Raw genomic sequence first — 22,737 nt, forward strand, 5'->3', positions numbered from 1 at the left:
TGATGGAAACAGGGATGTGCGGGCTGGGGCCCGACGGGTTCTGGCCCGGGGCTTTGCAGCGGGACCGTCAGGGCATGCTGACCATGCATGGGTGCCCCATGGAGGACCTGGCCAAGCGTTACGGCACCCCCATGTATCTGATGGACACCGCGATGATGGCGGAACGGGCCTCGGCCTTCCGTCAGGCGGCCCTGCGGGACCTGGGTGGTGCGACCACCAGGGTCAGCTACGCGGGCAAGGCCTTCCTCAGCAAGGAGACCGTGCGGATCATGCTGCGCCAGGGGCTGGATATCGACACCTGCTCCCTGGGCGAGATGCTGATCGCCCAGGCTGCTGGTGCCCCTGGCCGTCGTCTGGTCCTGCACGGCAACAACAAGTCCGACCAGGAGATTGATCTGGCTGTGAAGGAGGGCTACCGGGCCATCGTCATCGATGCGCCCGACGAGCCTGCGCGAATCGCCGCTGCTGCAAGGGCCCAGGGGCGTCGCGCCAAGGTCATGCTCCGGGTGACCGTGGGTGTGCACGCCGGCGGCCACGAGTACATTTCCACTGCCCACGAGGATCAGAAGTTCGGCATCCCCCTGCTGCCCCAGGGCACCGACGTGGGCCTGCTGGACCTCGGGCCTGAGCCTGGATCCTCCGGACAGGCTGGGGCAGCGGCTTCGGCGGCCACAAAGAATGATGCCTCCTTGGCTCCTGGCGATTCCGTGGTCTCCCGGTCGTCTTCAGCCCTGTATTCGGCCGCCAACGGACCCGCTGAACCTGCTGATCCCGCCCGGATCAAAGCCATGTCCGCCCTGGCTGACGGACCGGCCATCGCCCTGCTCAAGGAGATTCGCTCCCACGAGCGGGAACTGGAGCTGGTGGGCATCCATACCCATATCGGCTCCCAGATCCATGACTCTTCGGCCTTCATCGAGGCCGCCCGGCGCATGATGCTGCTGCGGCACACCTTCTGGGCCACCGACGGATACCTGATGCCCGAGGTGGACCTGGGCGGCGGCTTCTCGGTGCCCTACACCCCGGATGAGGATCGGATGGACCTGGACCGGACTCTGACCAGCCTGGGGGCTGACATGGTCGCCATCAACCGTCGCCTGGGCATGCCCATGCCGGTCATCGCCTTCGAGCCCGGCCGCTGGATCGTGGCACCCTGCGGCATGAGCCTGTATCGGGTGGGCACCGTCAAGCCCGTCCCCCTGTCTGACGGAAGCGTGCGCACCTACGTTTCGGTTGACGGCGGCATGAGCGACAACATTCGTCCGGCCCTCTACGAAGCTCAATACACGGCTGTCCTGGCCAACCGGGATGGCAGCGGGGACCGTATCCAGGCCCGTGTGGTCGGCAAGCACTGTGAATCGGGGGATATCCTGGTGCAGGATGTGGCCCTGCCAGCGGACATTCGCCGGGGTGATCTGCTTTTGGTGCCGGTGACCGGCGCCTACGGGCGGACCATGGCCAGCAATTACAACCAGGCTCTGATCCCCGCCGTGGTAGGTCTGGACCAGTCCGGTGCCCATCTGATGCTGCGGCGGCAGACCATGGATGACCTGCTGGCCTTGGATCAGGGATGATGCGCTCCGTCTTGGTGGATGCGGGTGTCGGATTGGCTTTCTAAGATGGAGCAACACCCTGCGACAGGCCCCGATGGGGCGGATGGAGGATCCATATGCCTGAACGCATGCAGCAGCAGGAGGCCGTCAGGCCCATCCGCATAGCACTTCTGGGGGCTGGGACCGTGGGTTCCCAGACCGCCCGCCTCCTGGTGGAGCAGAGCCAGGACCTGGCCAGTCGAGTGGGCCGTCCCCTGGAGCTGGTGGGCATCGCCGTCCTTCATCCTGACAAGGTCAAGGCTGATTGGATCGATCCGTCCCTGCTGACCATAGACTCAGCCGACCTGGTCACCCGGGCGGACATCGTCATCGAGCTGATCGGCGGCATCGAGCCGGCCCGCACCCTGCTGCTCAAGGCCATCGAGTCCGGCGCCAGCGTGGTCACCGCCAACAAGGCCCTCCTGGCCCAGCACGGCCCTGAGCTCTACCGTGCTGCCGAAGAGCGGGGCGTCGACATCTACTTCGAGGCGGCCGTGGGCGGGGCCATCCCCATCGTGCGGCCCCTGCGCGAGTCCCTGGTGGGCGACGGCATCACCAGCCTGGTGGGCATCGTCAATGGGACCACCAACTACATTCTGGATGAGATGACCACCAAGGGTCTTCAATTCGACCAGGCCCTGCGCGACGCCCAGGCCAAGGGCTTCGCTGAGGCGGACCCCACCGCCGATGTGGACGGGCTGGATGCAGCCGCCAAGGCCGCAATCATGGCCACGCTGGCCTTCCACACTGATGTGCGCATGGATGATGTACCCGTGGAGGGCATCCGCACCATCACCGCCGACGATATAGCGGCCGCACAGACCGAGCACCGGGTCATCAAGCTTCTGGCCGTGGCTGAGCGCGGCGAACAGGGCATCTCCGCCCGGGTCTACCCGGCGCTGATTCCCGACAGCCACCCCCTGGCCTCGGTCCATGGCAGCTTCAACGCCGTCTTCGTCACCGCCAAGGCCGCCGACGACCTCATGTTCTACGGCCGGGGTGCCGGCGGGGCGCCCACAGCATCAGCCGTTCTGGGGGACGTGGTCACCGAGGCCCGCCACATCGTCCAGCATGGCATGGGTCCGGGGATCCCCATGTACGCCAACATCCCCATGGCCCCTCTGGATTCATCCCGCGCCGCCTTTGCCGTCCGTTTCCTCATTCACGACAAGCCTGGCGTGCTGGCGGCCATCGCCCAGGTCTTTTCCGAGGCGGGCATCTCCATCAACGGAGTCAACCAGGACATCAAGCCCACCCTGCATGACCCGGGCTACAGCGGCGAGATCCAGCAGCTGCGCGTGGTCACCCACCTGTGCGACGAGGTGACCCTGCGGCAGGTCGTCGAGCGGATCTCCACCTTCGACTCGGTCACTGGGCAGGCCTCTATCCTTCGCGTCTTCGATCGGCAGGCCCAATGATGGCCGCTGCCACAGAGGGCCCGTCTACTGTGCGGGTGCGCGTGCCGGCCACCAGCGCCAACCTGGGTTCAGGTTTTGATGCGGTCGGCCTGGCGCTGGACTACCATGACGAGATCGTCTTCACCCGTTCCGTGGATCCGGGCGACACCACCGCCTATGTGGTCATCAAGGGCGAGGGGGAGCGGACCCTGCCCCGAGATGAGACCCACCTGGTCGTCTCCACCTTCAGGCGGGCCTGCCAGGTCTTCGGACTGCCGAGGTTCGGCTTCATCATGCGCGCGGTCAACCGAATCCCCCAGGCCAGGGGATTGGGATCCAGCGCCGAGGCCATCGTGGCCGGAATCGCGGCGGCTGCGGCCTTCGCCCACACTGGCCCACTGCGCCGTGATGCCGTCTTCGCACTGGCCGCCCAGATCGAGGGGCATCCCGACAACGTGGCACCTGCTGTCTACGGGGGGCTGACCGTCTCCTATGATCTGGCCACTGGCGAGGGCGTGGGTTCCCTGCCCATAGCCGGGGGCGCGCCCCTGGAGGGCGGCTACCACACCCTGCGCTACAAGGTGGACCCGGCCATCAAAGCCACGGTTTTCGTTCCCGGCGCCCATCTGTCCACACAGAAGGCCCGACAGGCCCTGCCCAACCGGGTGCCTTACGCGGATGCCGTTCACAACCTGTCAAGGGCGGCCCTGATTCCTGGCGCTCTGAACCCTGAGTCCCTGGATGACCTGGAGACAGAGGCAGCCGAGCAGTCTGCCAGAGCCAACGCCCTGCTCTTCGTCGCCACCCAGGACCGGCTCCATCAGCCATACCGGGCCGGGCTCATGCCCTCCTCAACCAAGCTCCTGCAGCTCCTGCGCGGTCGGGGCTACGCGGCGGCCGTCTCTGGAGCCGGTCCCTGCATCATCGTCCTGCATTACGGTGATGCCGAAAATGAGCTGCGGACCATTGCCAAGGACTATCTGGATTCCGGCCGCTGGCGGATTCTGTCCTTGGACGTGGACTGCCGGGGGGTCCAGGTGGAACGGGACCAGGAAGGCAATCGTGAACACTGAAGACAGGCATATCCCGTTCATTCTGGCATCATCCTCCCCCTCCCGGCGGCGGCTCCTGGTCCAGGCGGGCATTGACCCCATCATCCGACCCTCAAAGGTGGATGAGCCGGCCGTCCTGGCTGAACAGGCCCACAAACTGGGCCGCCACCTGGAGGACCTGGATGCGCGCGAGCGGGTCGCTGTCTTGGCTGAGGCCAAGGCTTCGGCTGTCCAAGCGACCATGGATGCCGTCAAGGATGCCGAAAGACGCTCGCGGGGCGACCTGGTCACGTTCAGGCCTCTGAGCCAGGGTGATCCGGATGCATCCTCCAGGGATTCCATGAGCCAGGTCATCGGAGCCTGGGGCGGGATGCTCGGAGCCGGGCTTGGGCCCCTCCTGCTGGGGTGCGACTCGCTGTTCAGCGTGGACGGCGCCGTCATGGGCAAGCCTCACCAGCCGGAGCGTGCTCTGGAGCGGTTGATGGCCATGCGCGGCCGAACAGGCACCCTGGTCACCGGTCACTGTCTGATCGATCTGGCCACCGGCCGACGGGTCCGAGCGGTCAGCAGCGCCCAGGTGACCTTCGGAGACTATGACCGGGCCTCCATGCAGGCCTATGTGGCCACCGGCGAACCCTTGGAGGTGGCCGGCTCCTTCACCTTGGAGGGATTGGGCAGCGCTTTCATCCAGGGCATCCAAGGCGATCCCAGCGGAGTGATGGGATTGAGCATGCCCACCCTGCGCGCCCTGGCCCAGGAGCTGGGTGTCTCCTGGCCTGACCTATGGGCCCAACGGGTCCAGCCTGAGCGTCAGCAGGCAGACGGATCGACGCATGGTCCTGAGGGATTGGTCGCCCCTGTGGAGAACGTCCACCAGCCTGGCGACGGGTGGGTGAACTGTGCCTGCGGCAAGCGGCACTGGGGGCTCAACGGGGCTGCCGGCGTCTTGCTGGCCCGGCGCGATGCCCGCACGGGCGCGCCGATCAGCGTGCTTCTGCAACACCGGGCCCGCTGGAGCGCCGAGGGCGGCACCTGGGGTGTGCCGGGCGGCGCCATCTCGGACGGGGAGAACCCCCTGGAGGGCGGCCTGCGCGAAAGCTATGAGGAGGCCAACATCCGTCCGGAGGACATCCAGGTGGTGGGCTCCTACCTGGAGGACCACGGCCCCTGGGGCTATACGACCATCCTGGCCTTCGAGCGCCCCGGCCACCAGGTCGAGCCCCGCATGAATGACGATGAGAGCATTGCCTTGGAATGGGTGGATCTGGACAAGGTCGCGGACCTGCCCCTTCTGAAGGCCTTCGGACAGGACTGGCCGCACTTCCGGCAACGCTTGGAGACTCTGGCGGCCAAAGGCTGAACAGAAGGCCCGGTCGGGTTGATCAGCTCAGGAGCAGGGCGACCAGGGCGATGACCACGGGCGAGCTGATCGTACTCAGCAGGATGCCGTCCCTGGCGAAGGTGGTTCCCACCTCGTACCGGGCCGCGTAGTTGTAGACGTTCTGACCGGTAGGCAGGGCCGCCAGAACCACGCACCCGTACAGCTCCGCCCCGCTGAAGCCCATCATGAACCGGGCCAGCAGGTAGGCGATTATGGGCATGACCAGATTCTTCAGGATCACCGCGCACAGGGTGGCACGACGGTCGGTGCCCTGGCCCATGGGCCGCGAACCCCGCAGGGACATGCCGAAGGCCATGAGGATCATGGGCACGGCCGACTGCCCGATCATGTCGATGGGCTTGTAGACGAAGTCGGGGATGATGAAATGGCCGGCCCGGGCGCTGATGGCCGAAATCACTATGCCGCCTATGGAGCCGATCAGGATGGGCTGCTTCAGGGGCTGTTTGAGGATGGTCTTGATCGAGAGCTTGCCAGAGGTGGTCGCGTCCAGAACGGTCAATCCAATAGGGGTGAACAGGGCCTGTTGCATGACCAGGATGGGTGCCACCAGTGTGGGATTGCCCAGAATATAAGTGGCCACAGGCAGCCCGATGTTGTTGGAGTTCAAATACAGGGAGTCGAGAGCGCCGATGGTGGCTTCGGCAGCCGGCAGGTGAAAGCTGGTTGCGTTCAGGGCTACGAAGAGCAGGCCTACAGCCGCTGCCGACAGGAAGGCCACGATGATGCTGGGGTGGAAGATGACCGACAGCTTCTGCTTGGAGAGGATGGCGAACATCAGGCAGGGCGTTGAGACGAAGAAGGAGTACTTGTTGAGCACCAGCTGGGCCGTTGGACCGCCTACATGGAAGCGGGCGGCCACATACCCCACGGCGATGACCACGCCGATGATGAAGAACCCTTCCATGGCACTGAGCAGTCCAGGCACTCCGGCATCCTCCTCGTCTCGCATGGTGGACGGCGGCCTCCCAGGCGGAGTGCCACCGCTTCTGTCGTCCCCATTGTGCCACCCGGGCCTCATGCTTGCGGCTGCAAGTCCACCTGCGATTCCCGGCCCGCTAGCATGGCACTATGGCCAAGAACACACAGACCGATATTGATCTTCTCGCCGGCGCCCGAGGGGCTGAACCCGCCCAGGCCCTGGCAAGGATACTGGAGTCCATGACCGTCCTGAACTCGGTCAGCGGCCAGGAGGGCGCCCTGGCTGATGCCGTCCAGAGGGCCCTGTCGTCAAGGGCTGACCTCTTGGTCCGACGGTTGGGCGACACGGTCGTGGCTTCCACCCAGCTGGGCCGTCCCCACCGCATCGTCCTTGCCGGTCATCTGGACACCGTGCCCGTGGATGGGAACCTGCCCCCGCGCTGGCTGGAGCCCGGCGACCCGGACATCCGCGCCGACCTGGCCGCCGCCCACCCCGGATCCCGGGTGCTGTACGGCCGGGGCGCCGCCGACATGAAGGCCTCTGATGCCGTTTTTCTCCACCTGGCGCTCACCCTGCAGGAGCCGGTCTATGACCTGACCTTCGTCTTCTACGACCATGAGGAGGTCCAGGCCGATCTGAACGGGCTGGGCCGGGTGGTGGCTGCCCATCCTGATTGGGTGCGAGGGGATTTCGCCATCATCGGCGAGCCCACCGACTGCGCCATCGAGGCCGGCTGCAACGGAACCATGCGCTTCGACCTGATCACCCACGGCACGACGGCCCACTCCGCCCGGGCCTGGATGGGCAGCAACGCCATCCACGCTGCCGCGCCCATTCTGAACCGGCTGGAGCGGTACCGTCCGGCTACGGTGAAGGTGGATGGCCTGGACTATCGGGAGGGGCTCAACGCCACCATGATCGAGGGCGGTCTGGGCACCAACGTCATTCCTGACCGATGCCGGGTGCACGTCAATTACCGGTTCGCCCCCGACAAGAGCCTGTCCCAGGCCAAGGAGCTGATGATGGGTCAGGGGACGGGCGCCGAGCTGGGCAATGGCGAACATGTGGCCCTAGGAGGAGTCTTCCAGGGATTCTCGGTGCGCATGTGCGACGAATCGCCCGCGGCCCGTCCTGGGCTGGACTCGCCTTGGGCTCGTTCGCTGGCGGACCTGGTTGCCCGGACCACGGGTCAGCAGCCTCGCGCCAAGCTGGGATGGACTGATGTGGCGCGGTTTTCAGCCCTTGGCCTACCAGCCGTCAATTTGGGGGCGGGGGACCCCCTGCTGGCCCACAAGGCCGACGAACAGGTGCCCCTGGATGACCTGGTCCGGCTGGAAGCCATACTGGTCGAGTGGCTCAATGGACCTGATGGCCGCTGATCTGTGACATACTAGAGGACGGTGGTTCTGCCTGACCACTTGCAGCGTAGGCGTTGATCCCCCCGGACGGAGACCCAGTGATCCGTACGGGCGTCGGTGTCCGCCTGCGTCAGGAAGACTTTTTGCCAAGGCGTTTCGATCGGGCGCACGCAGGTGCGCGGCTGCAGTGAGAGTGCAGCGTGAGGACGGATCGGAACCGTGAGAGCGGCGCGAGGCGGCGTGCCGCAAGGAGCATTGTGCCCGAAAAAACGAATACTGAGGATACGCAGGATAATAGGTCCGCCATCAGGGATGGGCAGGAAGGGCAGGTCGACCAGATCGCCGGTTCCGGCACCCGTCGTCGCGCTGGACGGCGTGTGGTCAGAGTGGCCGGCGCCGCTGGTGCCGACGTGCCCGTGAAGGTCGAGGCCGAAAAACGCAAGGCCTCCCGCAAGGCCAAGGAGGAGGACGACGAGTCCAAGCCCTCCGCCACCCGTCGCCGTCGCGCCCGCAAGCCCAAGGAGGATCAGGCGGACGATCAGGATGCCCAAGTGGATGAGGGCGAGTCGAAGCCGACCAGGACGACCACTCGTCGTCGCACCCGGACTGGCGCCCGCCGACGCACTGAGGAGCATGCCCAGGAGGGCGAACCTGATCAGGAGCGTCAGGAGCGTGCCATTGAGGCTGTGGAGGCACTGACCTCGGTCCGCAGCCAGAGGGCAGGCCGGAAGGCCGAAGAGCAGGATGAACGCCCGCGCGCCTCCCGTCCCCGTCCTATGACATCCCTGCTCTTCCAGGAGCCGGTCATACCCGCTTCCCGGCCTGAGCACGATGAGCGCGAAGAACGGGATGATGAGGACGAGGATGCCGAGCAAGCGCCCAAGACCTCTCGCCGCAGCAGGTCCGGGAACACTTCGGAGGGCGGTTCACGCCGTTCCCGCAGGCTCAACGCCGAGGAGCGCAGGGCCGCCGACGAGGTGGAGCGCATCGAGGAGGATCTGGACCATGAGGGCATCACCTTCGTGGTCGACGAGGATCAGGAGCAGGACGAGGAACAGCAGGTGTCCGGCACCCGCACCCGTCGCCGCCGCCGTGCCAAGGGCGCTGATGAAGACTCTGAAAAGTCCGTTTCCACCCGTCGCCGCCGTCGTGGGCACGAGCAGGAAAAGGACAAGGATGACGAGGACGAGGCGCCGCTGACCCGCCGTCGCCGCCGTCGCAGGGGTTCCAAGTCCGCTGAGGGCGAGTCAGAGGTGTCCGGCACCCGCCGTTCCCGCAAGCAGCAGTATATTGACGAGATCACCGACGTGGAGGGCTCCACCCGCTTGGAGGCCAAGAAGCAGCGTCGACGGGACAACCGTCGCGAACGCTCCCGTCAGTCCCAGCTGGTCGAGCAGGACTTCCTGGCCCGCCGTGAAAACGTCAACCGTCTGATGGTGGTGCGTGAGAAGGAGCACCACACCCAGATCTCGGTCATCGAGGACGACATCCTGGTCGAGCACTACGTCTCCGACATCCAGGAGGTCTCCACTGTCGGCAACATCTACCTGGGCCGGGTCCAGAACGTCCTGCCCAGCATGGAGGCCGCCTTCGTGGACATAGGCCAGGCCCGCAACGGCGTGCTCTACGCAGGCGAGGTCAACTGGGACTCCACCCGCCTGGAGGGCCAGCCCCGCCGGATCGAGCTGGCCTTCAAGTCCGGCGACCCCGTGCTGGTCCAGGTCACCAAGGATCCCATCGGCCACAAGGGCGCCCGGCTGACCTCGCAGGTCACGCTGGCCGGCCGCTTCCTGGTCCTGGTGCCCTCGGGCGGCATGACCGGCGTCAGCCGCAAGCTGCCCGACCGCGAGCGTTCCCGCCTCAAGAGCATCGTCTCCAGGGTGGCTCCCAAGGACATGGGCGTCATCATCCGCACCGCGGCCGAGGGGGCCAGCGAGGAGGCCCTGACCAAGGACCTGGAGAACCTGCAGCGTCAGTGGAGCAAGATCGAGGACAAGCGCAAGGAGTTCCTGCACGGCAAGCGTCCCAAGCTTCTGCAGGGCGAGCCGGACGTGGCCATCCGTGTGGTCCGCGACATCTTCAACGACGACTTCGCCAAGCTGGTGGTCCAGGGCGAGGGGGTCTACGAGAGGGTCCGCAACTACCTGGAGACCATGGCACCCGACCTGGAGGAGAAGCTCGAGCACTGGGATCCCGCCGAGCACCAGGGCAAGGATGTCTTCGACCGCTGGAGCATCGACAGCCAGCTGCGCAAGGGCATGGAGCGTCAGGTCTACCTGCCTTCCGGCGGCTCCCTGGTCATCGACCGCACCGAGGCCATGACCACCATCGATGTGAACACGGGCCGCTTCATCGGCAAGGGCAAGTCCCTGGAGGAGACGGTGACCCGCTGCAACCTGGAGGCCTCCGAGGAGATCGCCCGGCAGCTGCGCCTGCGCGACATCGGCGGCATGATCATGATCGACTATGTGGATATGGTCATGCCGGCCAACCGCGACCTGGTCCTGCGCCGCCTGGTGGAGTGCCTGGCCCGGGACCGCACCAAGCATCAGGTGGCCGAGGTCACCTCCCTGGGGCTGGTCCAGATGACCCGCAAGCGGGTGGGGCAGGGTCTGGTCGAGGCCTTCTCCGAGGAGTGCCCCACCTGCCATGGGCGAGGCTTCATCCTCCACGACAAGCCGACCATCTCCGCCTCCTATGCCGACCCCTATGCGGTCAAGGGCGGCGACCCCTTCGTCAAGACCAACAAGCATGGGCATGGCTCTTCCTCCAAGGAGACCCTGTCCACAGGCTCGACTCCTGCAGTCAAGGCCAAGCTGGCCAGGATCGCTGCGGCGGCCCAGGCGGCGTCGGACGAGGACGATGCCCAGGCTGAGACGGCGGATGTCGACAAGGAGTCATAAACTGAATTTCGTTTTGTCGGCGGGGCAGGCACATTTGACGATGCGGTGTGTTTGCTTCTATACTGGTTAGCTGGTGTCTGGACGGGTCCGTCAATCGCATGGCGGGACTCGGATGCCGGGCGCAAACAGCTTTGGACAACAGGCAAGGTAGGGCTATGTACGCGATTGTGAAGGCCGGAGGCCATCAGGAGAAGGTCGAGGTCGGTGACCAGATCACGGTCAACCGTCTGGCTGCCAGGAAGGGCGAGTCGGTCGAGTTTCCGGTCGCGCTGGTCGTCGATGGATCCAAGGTGACCATGGCCGCCAAGGATCTGGCCAAGATCTCCGTCAAGGGCGAGGTTGTGGACGACGAGGCCAAGGGCCCCAAGATCAACATCCAGAAGTTCAAGAACAAGACCGGCGTGGCGCGCCGCAAGGGCCACCGCCAGAAGCAGACCGTGGTCAAGATCACGGCCATCGCCTGAGGGCCTAGGTCGAGGTAGGAAAGGAACCAGACATGGCACATAAGAAGGGCGCGTCCAGCTCACGCAACGGGCGCGATTCGAATGCACAGTACCTGGGCGTCAAGAAGTTCGGCGGCGAGGCCGTAGTGGCCGGCAACATCATCGTTCGCCAGCGTGGCACCAAGTTCCATCCCGGCCAGAACGTCGGCCTGGGCAAGGACCACACCCTCTTCGCCCTGACGGACGGAACGGTTCGGTTCGCCAACCGGCGCGACCGCAAGGTTGTTGACGTGCTCACCGCCTGATTGCCTTATCGGCATCGGCCAAAGGCCATCCCTGTCATGGGGGTGGCCTTTTTGCATATGTATGAAGATGCCGGGCATTCAGCTCTCAGGGGCCGCATGTCAGGCCGGATTGAGTACCATGGGCCCCTATGAGCGCATTTGTGGATCAGGTCACCGTCCATGTCAAGGGTGGCGACGGCGGCAATGGGGCGTCCTCCATCCGCCGCGAGAAGTACAAGCCCCTGGCCGGGCCCGATGGGGGCGACGGCGGCCAGGGCGGCTCGGTCATTCTTCAGGCCGACGCCAACGCCACCAGCCTGCTGGACTACCGCTTCCTGCCGCACCGCCAGGCCGAATCGGGCACCATGGGTCTGGGCGGTGACAAGGATGGCAGCCGCGGCCAGGATCTGATCCTGCCAGTGCCTGTGGGCACTGTGGTCTTCACTGCCAAGGGCGGCCAAGGCGAGCGCAAGCAGCCTGGCGAGCGCCTGGCCGACCTGGCCCATGCGGGAGACCGGTTCGTGGCGGCCCAGGGCGGCGTGGGCGGACTGGGCAACCGCTCCCTGGCCACCAAGGCCAGGCGGGCACCCGGCTTCGCCCTGCTGGGGGATCCCGGCCAGGAGCGCGACCTGGTGCTGGAGCTCAAATCAATCGCCGATGTGGCCCTGGTCGGTTTCCCCAGCGCAGGCAAGTCCAGCCTGGTGGCGGCCATGAGCGCGGCCCGGCCCAAGATCGCCGACTATCCGTTCACTACTTTGGTGCCCAACCTGGGCGTGGTCCAGGCAGGGGAGGGCCGCTTCACCATGGCCGACGTGCCAGGGCTGATTCCGGGCGCCTCCCAGGGCAAGGGCCTTGGGCTGGAGTTTCTGAGGCACATCGAGCGCACTGAGATCATCGCCCACGTCATCGATTGCGCCACCCTGGAGCCTGATCGGGACCCTGTGAGCGACTATCGGGCCCTGGAGGAGGAGCTTTCCCGCTATGCCGACCGCCTGGAGCTTCCGTTGGGGGTCATCCCCATGGCCGAGCGGCCCAGGGTGATCATCCTCAATAAGGCCGACCTGCCGGAGGCGCGCGAACTGGCTGAATTCGTCCGTCCCGACTTCGAAGCCCTGGGCCTCAAGGTCTTCATAGTCTCCACAGCCTCGCATCAGGGGCTCAAGGAACTGGGCTACTACCTGGCCGGTCTGGTGGATCGCCTGCGCAGGCAGCTGCGGGAGCAGCAGGAGGCCAGGCAGGAGGAGCGCGTGGTCATCCGCCCCCTGGAGCGGCGGCGCAGGAGCGGCGACCAGTCCGGGGACTTCACCCTTGAGCGGCATCAGACCAGGTCCGGACAGACCTGGTTCCGGGTCTGCGGTGCCAAGCCCGAACGCTGGGTTCGCCAGACCAACTTCGACAACGAGGAGGCTGTGGGCTATCTGGCCGACTGCCTGGCCCGGATGGGTGTAGAGGATGCCCTGCGCAAGGCCGGAGCCAGGCCAGGTGACGAGGTCCGCATCGGTCCTGGCGACGATGCGGTGGCCTTCGACTGGGATCCGAGCGTGGCGGCCGGCGCCGAAATGCTGGACGGCACCCCCCAGGTGGCCCGGGGCCGTGATCTGCGTCTGGAGGAGAGCCAGGGGCTCAACCGTCGTCGCACCAACAGCGAGCGCCGCCGCCAGTACCACCAGATGATGGATGCCCGGCAGGCGGTGCGTCAGGTCATGGAGCAGGAGCGGCGCCAGGGGCACTGGGCCGACCCCTCCGTGGATGACGATCCCCATGACAGGCAGGGCCTGCTGGGGCGCTCGGAGGAGGCTGGGCAATGACCGGCGGGGAGGGATCCGACGAGGCCGCGGTCCGTTCCCGGGTGGCCCAGGCCCGCACCATGGTGGTCAAGGTAGGATCCAGCTCCCTGACCGATCCCCATGGGCACCTGGACCTTGGCCGCCTGCGTTCGTTGGTGGGCGCCCTGGCCTCGGCTGCTGCGGATGGCGCCCGCCTGGTCCTGGTCACCTCCGGGGCCATCGCGGCCGGCTTCGGCACCCTGGGGTTTGACCAACGCCCCGGTGACGTGGCCACCCAGCAGGCTACGGCCTCGGTGGGCCAGGGTCTGCTCATGGCCCAGTACGAGACTGCCTTCGCCCGTTATGGCCTGCGTGTGGGCCAGATCCTGATCACCGCCCGTGACACCACCCATGCCGTCCAGTACCGCAACGCCCGACGCACCCTCTGCCGTCTGCTGGGTCTGGGGGTCATCCCCATCGTCAATGAGAACGATGCCCTGGCCAGCAACGAGATCCGTTTCGGCGACAACGACCACCTTTCGGCCCTGATCGCCAACATCGTCAGCGCCGATGCCCTGGTTCTGCTGACTGACGTGGACGCCCTCTACTCCGAACCCCCATCCCGGCCAGGGGCCCGCAGAATCGGCTTCGTGCCCGATGTGGCGGCCATCATGGACCAGGTGGATGCACAGGGATCCGTTTCCGGGCTGGGGACCGGGGGCATGTCCACCAAGCTGGAGGCGGCGCGGATTGCCGCGGCCTCCGGCATGCCTGTGGTTCTGACCCGCGCCGACCTTGCAGGTCCTGCCCTGGCCGGCGACAGGGTGGGCACCCTCTTCGCCCCCATCCGTCCGCGGGGCTCCTCGCATCGGCTCTGGATCAAGTTCGCCTCCCGTCCCCGGGGTGGCTATCTGGTGGATCAGGGGGCTGTCAAAGCTCTGCGCGGCGGTCGGGCCAGCCTGCTGGCGGCTGGTGCCAGATCTGTCCAGGGCGAGTTCTCTGCCGGGGATCCGGTCTGGATCCACGATGAGTCTGGCCGCCAGGTGGCCAAGGGCCTGTCCGGCTACGATTCCGAGGAGGCCCAGGACATGCTGGGCCTCAACACCAAGGAGCTCCGCCGCCGACTGGGCGCCCACTATGCCCATCCGCTGGTGCATCGGGACTCTCTGGTCCTGGTCTGAGCACAGCCCTGGGGGTGCTGGGCGGTAGCATGGCAACATGACTATGGCGCAATGGCAGACCCTGAGCAGACGCATAGACGCAGTGGCCCCCAGTGCCACTCTGGCGGTGGATTCAAAAGCCAAGGCCATGAAGGCCCAGGGCATGAATGTGATCAGCTTCGGTGCCGGCGAACCCAACTTTCCCACGCCTGACCACATCGTGCAGGCGGCGGCCCGCGCCTGTCTGGATCCGCGCAACCACCGCTATACGCCCACGGCGGGTCTGCCCCAATTGAAGCAGGCCATCGCCGACAAGACCCTGCGTGATTCAGGCTATCAAATCGACCCGGATCAGGTGGTGGTCACCAACGGCGGTAAGCAGGCCGTCTACGAGACCTTCCAGATCCTCTTGAACCCCGGCGATGAGGTCATCATCCCCGCTCCTTACTGGACCAGCTATCCTCAGATGGTTCTGCTGGCTGGCGGTCGGCCGGTTCCGGTGCTCAGCGGAGCCGGCCAGGGCTATATCCCCAGCCTGGAGCAGCTGGAGACGGCCCGGACCGAGCGCACCCGTGCCATCATCCTCAACCTGCCTGCCAACCCAACCGGGGCGATCTGGGACGCCGGCCTGGTGGCTGCCGTGGATCGCTGGGCCATCGAACACCAGATCTGGGTGATCAGCGACGAAATCTATGAGCACCTGACCTACCAGGGGGCGCATACCCCCTATCCGGGCGCTCTGGTGCCTCAGGTACGCGATCAGCTGATCGTGGTCAACGGCGTGGCCAAAACCTATGCCATGACAGGCTGGCGGGTGGGCTGGCTGGTCGCCCCCCTGCCGGTGGCCCAGGCGGCTGCCAAGCTTCAGGGGCACATGACCTCCAACGTGGCCAACGTCTCCCAGCAGGCTGCTCTGGCCGCCCTGACCGGCGGTCTGGAGGACGTGGAAGCCATGCGGTCGGCCTTTGCCCTGCGGCGACGGGCCATTGTGGATGCCCTGAACGCCATGGAGGGGGTGACCTGCCCTGAGCCTCTGGGCGCCTTCTACGCCTTTGCCGACGTGACCGGTCTGCTGAATCGGCCAGTGGGCCCGCAAGGCACGGTCTGCGCCACCTCGGGTGAGCTGGCCGAGGTCATCCTGGAGCAGATCCAGGTGGCGGCCGTGCCGGGTGAGGCCTTCGGCGCGCCCGGCTGCCTGCGTTTCTCCTACGCGCTGGCCGACGATGACCTGGCCGAGGGCATGAGGCGCCTTGGGGCCTGGGTCAGCGCCTGATCCTTCTCCTGGGCAAAATGCTGTGGAGGCAACACGGTTGGACGCAATCCGTCCTTTAGGCTAAACTTGCGATTTGGCGGTTTTTCCTCCCGGTCGAGTAGGCTGGTGGAAAGTTCCGATAGGGAAGTGGCGCAATTGGTAGCGCAACGGTCTCCAAAACCGTAGGTTGTGGGTTCGAGTCCCGCCTTCCCTGCCAAGGCTTGCAGCAGATGATGCAGAACAAACGAAGGACGGATGACCATGGCACAGAAGGATGGGGCTGAGGAAGCCAGGCCGAACTTCTTCATGCGTATCGGGCTCTTCATCAAGCAGGTCATCGATGAGATCCGCAAGGTGGTGACTCCCACAGGCAAGGAGCTGGTGGGCTGGTCCGTGGCGGTTTTCATCTTCGTGCTGCTGCTGATGATCTTCGTAACCGTAATGGACTTCGGACTGGGCAAACTAGCCTTCCTGATATTCGGCTGAGCTGTGACAAGGTAGAAGGTGGAGTGATCCATGAGTGATGATCTGACCAGAGAGGGACTGGACCCCGATCAGGCCGCTGAGTCGGCCCCGTCGGCATCCGAAGATGCCCCCACGCAGGAGGATGCCCAGGTCCAGGATCAGCAGCTCGGAACCTCATCGGAGCAGGCCGAGCAGGACAGCGCACCCGCCGAATCCGCCCAGGCCAAGGACACCCAGGACGATTCTTCCGATTCCGACGACCAGACCGACCAGGAGGATCCCGGTCAGCGTGCCGTGGACGAGTTCTCCAAGAAGCTGCGCACCCTCGAGGGCAAGTGGTACGTTCTGCACACCTACTCCGGCTACGAGAAGCGCGTCAAGGCCAACGTGGAGTCCCGCGTGGCCTCCTTCGGCTTGGAGGACAAGGTCTTCCAGGTGGAGATTCCCATGGAAGAGGTAGAGAAGCACACCGACAAGGGCAAGAAGGTCGTCACCCGGGTTCGTGTGCCGGGCTACGTGCTGATTCGCATGTGGCCAGACGAGAACGCCCGCCGCATCATTCGCGACACCGAGGGCGTCACCGGATTCGTCGGCCCCAGCAAGGAGCCGGCCCCGCTGACCCGCAAGGAGGTCGTCCAGATGATGGCCCCCATGATCGCCTCCGAGGCCCTGAAGGCCGCTGGAGACAAGCCTGAGGCCGCCAAGAAGCGCACGGTGGAGGTCTCCTACGCCGTTGGCGATCAGGTCACCGTCACCGAAGGGCCTTTCGCCACCATGGCTGCCGTGGTCTCCGACGTGGAGCCCACCACCCAGAAGCTGACCGTTCTGGTCTCCATCTTCGGCAGGGACACCCCTGTGGAGCTGGGCTTCGACCAGGTCGAAAAGATCGCCTGAAAGCCTTCGGTCGGTCCTCGGTCGATGCGATAATCATCAAGCTTGTGCTCTCCTGTGGAGCGCATTTGGAAAGAACAGGTTGCGGGAGGGGATCCATGGTCTCCGACATCACCGCTTCGTAGAAAGAAGAACCAGCATATGGCTGCAAAGAAGAAAGTCACCGCGCTGATCAAGGTGCAGATAGAGGCCGGCAAGGCTAACCCCGCGCCCCCGCTGGGCCCTGCACTGGGCTCCCACGGCGTGAACATCATGGACTTCTGCAAGCAGTACAACGATGCCACCAAGGACAAGATGGGCCAGGTCATCCCCTGCATCATCACCGTCTACGAGGATCGTTCCTTCACCTTCATCACCAAGACTCCGCCGGCAGCCGATCTGCTGCGCAAGGCGGCCGGTGTCTCCAAGGGTGCCGGCAACCCGCTGACCACCAAGGTGGGTTCCGTCACCAAGGCCCAGGTCCGCGAGATCGCCCAGACCAAGATGGAGGATCTGTCGGCCCGTGACGTCGAGGCCGGGATGAAGATCATCGAAGGCACCGCCCGTTCCATGGGCATCACCGTCACCGACTGAAATTTTCGTTGTGAGCGGTAGGGCATACGCTTGCCCGCACCGCGACTGCTGATAGGAGAAGCAGATGACCAAGCGTTCCAAGAAGTATCGCGAGGCGGCCGAGAAGGTCGATCGCACCAACCTGTACACCCCGGAGGAGGGCATCGCCCTGCTCAAGAGCATGCCCAAGCGCGGGTTTGACGAGACCGTGGAGGCCGTCTACCGCCTGAACGTGGACCCCCGCAAGGCCGACCAGCTGGTCCGCGGCACCGTCAGCCTGCCCAACGGCACCGGCAAGACCGTGCGCGTCCTGGTCTTCGCCCGTGGTCCCCAGGCGACCGCAGCCGCCGAGGCCGGAGCCGACGAGGTGGGCGACGACGAGCTGGTGACCAGGGTCGCCGGCGGCTATCTGGACTTCGATGCCGTGGTGGCCACCCCCGACATGATGGGCAAGGTCGGCCGCCTGGGCCGCGTGCTGGGCCCCCGTGGCCTCATGCCCAACCCCAAGACCGGCACCGTGACCATGGACGTGGCCAAGGCGGTCACCGAGATCAAGGCTGGACGTATCGAGTTCCGTGTGGACAAGAACGGCAACCTGAGCTTCCCCGTGGGCAAGGTCTCCTTCGAGCAGCAGGCTCTGGAGGAGAACTTCCATGCGGTCGACGAGGAGATCAAGCGCCTGAAGCCGGCCACGGTCAAGGGCCGCTACATCACCAAGGCCACCGTCACCACCACCATGGGCCCGGGCGTTCCCCTGGACATCGCGGTGCTCTGAGCGGGTTCGGCTCTATATTTCAAGGGCGGGAGACCTTCGGGTCCCCGCTCTTTTCATATCTTGGCCAGGCAGCAGCTGGTATGGCGCCAGTCAGTCGGCGCCCGGATGCGACCTGCGGATTCTGCCTATGATCAGGGCTGCCTGGAGGACGAAGGACTCTCGCGGGTCCATGGCATCCCAGCCGGTCACCTCCACGCAGCGCCTGAGCCGGTAGCGCACGGTGTTGGGATGGATGCCCAGCTTCTTGGCGGTGACCTCAAGCGAGTTGCCCGAGCGCAGGAAGGTGAGCAGGGTGGTCGGCAGGGGCCCGTCCGGATCCTGGCCTGCCAGGCTCAGATAGACCTCCTGGTAGAGCTGGTCGGCAGCGTCCCTGTCCCCGTTCAGGGCTCGTTCGGGCAGCAGGTCGTCGGCGTGCAGTGGCCTGGGCAGGGCGGCGGTGATGGGGTCAGCCACTGCCGGGGCTGCCGCATGCGTGCTCAGGGCGGCTCGGATGGAGGCTCCCGCACCGGAGATTCCATGGTGGAAAGGTCCCAGGCAGACAGCTGACTCGTCGGCGAAGAAGCGCAGGATGGATGCGCAGAAGTCGGCCGGGGTGCCCGACCGGTTGGGATCGATCAGAACCACCATGAGCCCTTCGTTCTCGCCCACCAGCGCCCTGCCGCCTTGACGGGCCACCGTGGTGTGGATAGGCTGGCGGGCGTTCTCCATGCCCTGTCCCTCATCGTTGCCTTGGGCCTCGCCAACGACGGCGAAGCAGTCGAATTCGGTCGGCCAGCCCAGCCGGGCCAGATCGTCAACGGTCCGTGTATCCGCCGTTTGCTCAATCAAATGTCGGATGATCCTGGACTCCGTTGTGGCCTTGCGTCCGTTTCTCGCCTCGGCCAGGTCGGCATAGAGAGCGGCTGCTGCGGTGGCGGCATGACGGGTGTAGACCAGCGTGGACCGTTCCCCCTCGGCTCCCATGGTCCGGCCGGCCTCCTCAAGCATGTCCAGAATGACCTGGGTCAGCTCCATGGCCCGGTGGGGGCCCAGGCTCCGGGAGAGCTCTGCTGGCACGGGGGAGGGGACTTCGCTGTCTTCCGCGCCTTGGGCGTCAAGTCGGGAGCGCAGGTCGTCCAGGGCTGTTCGAACGGCCCCTTCCAAGGTTCTGCGTCCATCGGCGGGCAGGGACCTGGTCCAGGGCAGCGCCTCATCCAGATGATCCAGCGTCTTCAGGAGAATCTGCTCCATGGCGGCACCGGAGGCGGCAGGTACCTGGCGAGCCTGCTGCGCCTCTGCAGGGTCTTCGTCCGGCGGTCTGGACCGTTTCGACTTGCCGATCATGACGGCCGGTCCATCAGTTCATCGGCGCGGGCGCGGCGGCTCTGCCGGACCATGTCCAGGATCAGGAAGGGCACCACCATGTCCACCGGCAGCATGTGCCGTTCGAAGTTGTTGGCCGGGGCGGTGATCATGACCCCCATGATCAGCAGGAGGGGGAACCAACAGAGGACCCCGCGCCAGTGACCGGCTGCCAGGCGGGCGACGATCAGCAGCAGGGCGGCCACCACCCAGAAGTTGGCCCGTGCCACCAGGCCCAGCAGGGGGGTGTCGGCCCAGGTCCTGACGAATCCGGTCACCCCGTTGCGCCAGTCGTGGCACCAGGCCGCCAGCCAGGAGCCTGAGTTCTGCACGTAGCCATTGTTGAGGTAGTAGGACATGGCCACGTAGGCAGGGTCGCCGGGGTCGAAGTAGCCGTAGGCCTCGGCCATGAAGGCGTCCAGGTAGATCACCGGATTGCGCAGTCCCACCTGGAGCCAGGCCCGGTTGAGCCGGGACATCTGCTCGGGCGTGACGGTCCTCCAGCGGTAGACGATCAGTTTGGGCTGGTTGCCGGAGGACTTGACCCGGTCGGCCTCCCAGGGGGTGTACTGGATGGCGGCATTGTCCAGGTCCATGATGGGCTCAAGATCAGCCCTTGTCTGGGCCGGAATCCCCTGGGGATTGCGCTGGGCCACCCGGGCGATCTGCTGCAGCTGGATGCTGCGGCTCTCCACGGGGTCACCCTGGATGACCGTCCCTGTGGCCGTCAGGGTCCCGGTCACCCCCGTGAACAGGACCAGGGGCAACAAAAGTCCGATCAGGATGGTGGCCCATTGGCGACGGCGGATGATCAGGGCCAGGACCAACTGGACCAGAACGATGTAGAGGGCGTACTTGGCGCTGATCAGCATGATCAGGGTGCTCAAGGCGAGGCCGGGCCGCAACTTTGCCGCCTGGCTGGCGTAGAGCGGCGAGTCCTTGTCCCCTGACTCCAGCTGGCTCCAGATGCCGAACCACCAGATGAAGGCGAAGGCGAAGAGGGGGGACTTGGTCAGGCTGAAGGTGCTGAAGACCACGAAGGGGGAGAAGAGGAAGAAGAGCATGACCAGGGTGCGGGCCAGGGCACCGACGTGTTCGGTTCCGCTGCCGCGCAGGAAGCGGTCGGCGGTGACGGCGCAGCAGAAGGCCGCAAAGATCACCTGAAGCCCTGCCAGGAGCACGATGCCCGCGTCATAGGATCCGGTCAGATGGTTGGAAGCCATGATGGTCATCCCGTAGACCAGGGTCAACACCATGTTGTGCTGGTCGGTCAGGAAGACGGGGTGCCCTGGCAGCAGATAGTGGCCGATGGGGTAGACGTCCATCTGGGTGAAGGCATTGCCGCCGTAGGGGGGCTGATCGCCCTGCAGCTGGGCCAGGAAGTTGGCGCATTCCTGGGCCTGGGCGTACAGGTCGGCCCCATAGGCGGCCAGCAGGGTGAGAAAGGCCCAGGCCCAGCCCAGCAGAAGCAGGCGCATGATGGGCCGCCAGCCGCTGGTTTGCCGGGTGATGAAGACCGCGTAGGCACGCATCCGTGGGCGCTGCGCCAGGGCGGTCAGCCGCTGTGGCATTCGGAGGGGTTCGCAGCCCAGCAGAATCCGGCGGCAGGCCAGGACCAGGGCCAGGCAGATGGCCAGGGTTCCCAGCATGATCAGCACCTGGGCCAGGCCAACCTGTGTCAGCGAACCCTCTTGACGGTAGATGGGGCCCAAACCAGTGCAGAAAGCGATCCAGAGGCAGGCCAGCAGGGCCAGGACCAGGCCGGCGGCCCGAGATGCGCGGGATCCAGGCCTTCCGGTCTGCAAGGCCGAAGTCTGCACAGGTTGTTCGCCCGCCTCTCTCGGTTGCGTCCTTCCGCTGTCTGCGCTCAAAAGAACCCCTTTCGCGGGTCGTGCCTGGTCTACGGCTTCCCCATTTTATCCAGTGCCCATCCGAGGATGCGCTCAAAGCTGTCCAAGGGTCTCCTGTGAAAAGATACAAAAACCGGCCGCCGCTTTTGTGGATGGTTCGCTACCGGGGCTGACCCCTTGTGCCGTATAGTGGAACGCGTGCCTCATCAGAATATCAAGTGGCAGCCATCGGCATCGCTGGACAGTGGCGTACTCTCCTCGATCGTGGTGCTCGACACCGTCGATTCGACCAATACGCTCGTGGCTCATGCTCTGGAAGCCTCGGCGTATTCGGATGCGCGCGACCGTGTCGAGCGGCTGTTTGGGGGCGGTGAATCGACAACGAGCACGGAGACCGTGAAGGGACTGGCCTCTGGCACAAGGGGAAAAGCCGAAGATACGCCTCGAAAAAACGCCCGTCAGGGTGTTTCTACGACTACACGGTACGAGGGAAGAGTCGCAAGTAAAGGTATTCGGCGATGGCCGGGCGCCGGGGGGAGCACCATGCCGCTGAGCGTAGCGGTTGCCGATGCGCAGTCCCGGTGCCGCGGTCGTCTTGCCCGAACCTGGGTCAATCAGCCCCGATGCTCCCTGCTGGCTACTTGGGCCCTGCCGCTGCCTACTGGACTGCTGACTGGGCCCTTTGGCGGATGGATGCCTATGGTGGCGGGACTGGCCGCTCTGGAGGGCCTGCAGGATGTGCTTGAGTACCACGGCTGCCGGCTGGCCGACGGCGGCGCTCCTGAACGGGTTCTGACCCTCAAGTGGCCCAACGATCTGTTCTGCCGCGGGGCCAAGCTGGGCGGCATCCTCTGCGAGCTGGTCCGGGTGGATCAAGACTGGTCGGCCCTGGCTGTCGGCATCGGCATCAACCTCTTTCTGCCCCGGCAGGCGCTTCCTATTGCGGAGTCCACCTCCCTGCAGTTCCACTACCGGGACCTGCCCGACTACCAGACCCTGCGCGACGACCTGGTCGATGCCATCAGCTGGCACCTGAGCGGGGAGATGGCCCCCCTTGGCATTGACGGGTCGCTGGACAGGGCCTTGAACGGGCCGCAGGGGCTGCGCTCGCGGATTGCCGCACTCAGCTGGACGCTGGGCAGGCGGGTCAGGGTCGTCCCCGTGGCCGGTGAGCCCGTGGAGGGCCGTGCCCTGGAGATCAATCCGGATGCCTCCCTGCGGGTGCGGTTGCCCGACGGCAGCCAGGTTGACGTGTCCACGGCCGATGTGGGCGTCCTGCCCGAAGTGGCCGTTGTGGGAGCCTAATTCCTACCTTGTTCATGCTTTTCGTCAGTC

18 protein-coding genes, 1 tRNA gene and 1 pseudogene are annotated in these 22,737 nt (G+C 65.6%); 17 read left to right on the plus strand and 3 right to left on the minus strand.

All coding sequences use genetic code 11. The features are described from left to right. Window positions 1-2 precede the first annotated feature (2 nt). The 4 genes from ACUIAH_RS07580 to ACUIAH_RS07595 all read left to right on the plus strand — a co-directional run bounded on the left by ACUIAH_RS07580 (window position 3) and on the right by ACUIAH_RS07595 (window position 5,401). Complete coding sequence (locus tag ACUIAH_RS07580) at window positions 3-1,574, plus strand: diaminopimelate decarboxylase family protein (RefSeq protein ID WP_445340878.1); 1,572 nt, start codon at window positions 3-5, stop codon at window positions 1,572-1,574. A gap of 95 nt (window positions 1,575-1,669) precedes the next feature. After that, entirely contained in the window at window positions 1,670-3,010 is a 1,341-nt protein-coding gene (locus ACUIAH_RS07585) for a homoserine dehydrogenase (RefSeq protein ID WP_445340879.1), read from the plus strand. Further along, window positions 3,010-4,062 (plus strand): homoserine kinase, encoded by a 1,053-nt coding sequence (gene thrB, locus ACUIAH_RS07590; protein WP_445340880.1) that lies wholly within the window; start codon window positions 3,010-3,012, stop codon window positions 4,060-4,062. Before ACUIAH_RS07585 ends, thrB begins: the two co-directional genes overlap by 1 nt. Continuing rightward, window positions 4,052-5,401, plus strand: coding sequence for a Maf family nucleotide pyrophosphatase (locus tag ACUIAH_RS07595; protein ID WP_445340881.1), 1,350 nt, complete (start codon window positions 4,052-4,054; stop codon window positions 5,399-5,401). The genes thrB and ACUIAH_RS07595 overlap by 11 nt, the downstream gene beginning before the upstream one ends. Window positions 5,402-5,423: 22 nt before the next feature. Here ACUIAH_RS07595 and ACUIAH_RS07600 read toward each other — a convergent pair whose 3' ends face one another. After that, entirely contained in the window at window positions 5,424-6,368 is a 945-nt protein-coding gene (locus ACUIAH_RS07600) for an AEC family transporter (protein WP_445341579.1), read from the minus strand. Between the two features lie 143 nt (window positions 6,369-6,511). Here ACUIAH_RS07600 and dapE point away from each other — a divergent pair, with 143 nt between their 5' ends. From dapE to rplA, 12 genes and pseudogenes are all read left to right on the plus strand, one after another. Continuing rightward, the gene (dapE, locus tag ACUIAH_RS07605) at window positions 6,512-7,741 is read left to right on the plus strand and encodes a succinyl-diaminopimelate desuccinylase (RefSeq protein ID WP_445340882.1); all 1,230 of its coding nucleotides are present in this window, start codon (window positions 6,512-6,514) and stop codon (window positions 7,739-7,741) included. A gap of 236 nt (window positions 7,742-7,977) precedes the next feature. Further along, complete coding sequence (locus ACUIAH_RS07610; protein ID WP_445340883.1) at window positions 7,978-10,623, plus strand: Rne/Rng family ribonuclease; 2,646 nt, start codon at window positions 7,978-7,980, stop codon at window positions 10,621-10,623. A gap of 155 nt (window positions 10,624-10,778) precedes the next feature. After that, entirely contained in the window at window positions 10,779-11,087 is a 309-nt protein-coding gene (gene rplU, locus ACUIAH_RS07615; RefSeq protein WP_024626855.1) for a 50S ribosomal protein L21, read from the plus strand. A 32-nt stretch (window positions 11,088-11,119) separates the two neighbouring features. Next, the gene (gene rpmA, locus ACUIAH_RS07620; RefSeq protein WP_015022457.1) at window positions 11,120-11,371 is read left to right on the plus strand and encodes a 50S ribosomal protein L27; all 252 of its coding nucleotides are present in this window, start codon (window positions 11,120-11,122) and stop codon (window positions 11,369-11,371) included. A 128-nt stretch (window positions 11,372-11,499) separates the two neighbouring features. After that, window positions 11,500-13,158, plus strand: a complete 1,659-nt coding sequence (gene obgE / locus ACUIAH_RS07625; RefSeq protein WP_445339283.1) for a GTPase ObgE — start codon at window positions 11,500-11,502, stop codon at window positions 13,156-13,158. After that, window positions 13,155-14,297: a glutamate 5-kinase gene (gene proB, locus ACUIAH_RS07630; protein WP_445340884.1), complete on the plus strand. Its 1,143-nt coding sequence runs from the start codon at window positions 13,155-13,157 to the stop codon at window positions 14,295-14,297. Before obgE ends, proB begins: the two co-directional genes overlap by 4 nt. A gap of 43 nt (window positions 14,298-14,340) precedes the next feature. Continuing rightward, on the plus strand, window positions 14,341-15,549 hold the full coding sequence (locus ACUIAH_RS07635) for a pyridoxal phosphate-dependent aminotransferase (protein ID WP_445341580.1): 1,209 nt from the start codon (window positions 14,341-14,343) through the stop codon (window positions 15,547-15,549). Window positions 15,550-15,669: 120 nt separating this feature from the next. Further along, window positions 15,670-15,745: transfer RNA gene (locus ACUIAH_RS07640), tRNA-Trp, on the plus strand. Window positions 15,746-15,789: 44 nt separating this feature from the next. Further along, complete coding sequence (gene secE, locus ACUIAH_RS07645; protein WP_024626851.1) at window positions 15,790-16,014, plus strand: preprotein translocase subunit SecE; 225 nt, start codon at window positions 15,790-15,792, stop codon at window positions 16,012-16,014. A 255-nt stretch (window positions 16,015-16,269) separates the two neighbouring features. Beyond that, a pseudogene (nusG, locus tag ACUIAH_RS07650) lies at window positions 16,270-16,887 on the plus strand (transcription termination/antitermination protein NusG); the annotation flags it as partial. A gap of 138 nt (window positions 16,888-17,025) precedes the next feature. Further along, complete coding sequence (rplK, locus tag ACUIAH_RS07655; protein WP_015022451.1) at window positions 17,026-17,457, plus strand: 50S ribosomal protein L11; 432 nt, start codon at window positions 17,026-17,028, stop codon at window positions 17,455-17,457. Between the two features lie 64 nt (window positions 17,458-17,521). Beyond that, complete coding sequence (gene rplA, locus ACUIAH_RS07660) at window positions 17,522-18,211, plus strand: 50S ribosomal protein L1 (protein WP_029678147.1); 690 nt, start codon at window positions 17,522-17,524, stop codon at window positions 18,209-18,211. Between the two features lie 90 nt (window positions 18,212-18,301). Here the strand turns inward: rplA and ACUIAH_RS07665 are convergent, their stop codons facing one another. Both ACUIAH_RS07665 and ACUIAH_RS07670 read right to left on the minus strand, forming a co-directional pair. Beyond that, a complete protein-coding gene (locus ACUIAH_RS07665; protein ID WP_445340885.1) occupies window positions 18,302-19,534 on the minus strand; it encodes a PucR family transcriptional regulator in 1,233 nt (410 codons plus the stop codon). Beyond that, window positions 19,531-21,423, minus strand: coding sequence for a DUF6020 family protein (locus tag ACUIAH_RS07670; RefSeq protein ID WP_445340886.1), 1,893 nt, complete (start codon window positions 21,421-21,423; stop codon window positions 19,531-19,533). The genes ACUIAH_RS07665 and ACUIAH_RS07670 overlap by 4 nt, the downstream gene beginning before the upstream one ends. A 522-nt stretch (window positions 21,424-21,945) precedes the next feature. On the opposite strand from ACUIAH_RS07670, the gene ACUIAH_RS07675 reads away from it, so the two are divergent. Next, window positions 21,946-22,707, plus strand: a complete 762-nt coding sequence (locus ACUIAH_RS07675; RefSeq protein ID WP_313841407.1) for a biotin--[acetyl-CoA-carboxylase] ligase — start codon at window positions 21,946-21,948, stop codon at window positions 22,705-22,707. The last annotated feature ends 30 nt before the right edge of the window (window positions 22,708-22,737 follow it).

It is taken from the genome of Bifidobacterium sp. ESL0820 (genome assembly GCF_052606235.1).

Coding starts and splice junctions, on each gene's coding strand:
- ACUIAH_RS07580 (WP_445340878.1), top strand. CDS start 3: ATGGAAACAGGGATGTGCGGGCTGGGGCCCGACGGGTTCTGGCCCGGG.
- ACUIAH_RS07585 (WP_445340879.1), top strand. CDS start 1,670: ATGCCTGAACGCATGCAGCAGCAGGAGGCCGTCAGGCCCATCCGCATA.
- thrB (WP_445340880.1), top strand. CDS start 3,010: ATGGCCGCTGCCACAGAGGGCCCGTCTACTGTGCGGGTGCGCGTGCCG.
- dapE (WP_445340882.1), top strand. CDS start 6,512: ATGGCCAAGAACACACAGACCGATATTGATCTTCTCGCCGGCGCCCGA.
- rplU (WP_024626855.1), top strand. CDS start 10,779: ATGTACGCGATTGTGAAGGCCGGAGGCCATCAGGAGAAGGTCGAGGTC.
- rpmA (WP_015022457.1), top strand. CDS start 11,120: ATGGCACATAAGAAGGGCGCGTCCAGCTCACGCAACGGGCGCGATTCG.
- obgE (WP_445339283.1), top strand. CDS start 11,500: ATGAGCGCATTTGTGGATCAGGTCACCGTCCATGTCAAGGGTGGCGAC.
- proB (WP_445340884.1), top strand. CDS start 13,155: ATGACCGGCGGGGAGGGATCCGACGAGGCCGCGGTCCGTTCCCGGGTG.
- ACUIAH_RS07635 (WP_445341580.1), top strand. CDS start 14,341: ATGGCGCAATGGCAGACCCTGAGCAGACGCATAGACGCAGTGGCCCCC.
- secE (WP_024626851.1), top strand. CDS start 15,790: ATGGCACAGAAGGATGGGGCTGAGGAAGCCAGGCCGAACTTCTTCATG.
- rplK (WP_015022451.1), top strand. CDS start 17,026: ATGGCTGCAAAGAAGAAAGTCACCGCGCTGATCAAGGTGCAGATAGAG.
- rplA (WP_029678147.1), top strand. CDS start 17,522: ATGACCAAGCGTTCCAAGAAGTATCGCGAGGCGGCCGAGAAGGTCGAT.
- ACUIAH_RS07665 (WP_445340885.1), bottom strand. CDS start 19,534: ATGATCGGCAAGTCGAAACGGTCCAGACCGCCGGACGAAGACCCTGCA.
- ACUIAH_RS07675 (WP_313841407.1), top strand. CDS start 21,946: ATGCCGCTGAGCGTAGCGGTTGCCGATGCGCAGTCCCGGTGCCGCGGT.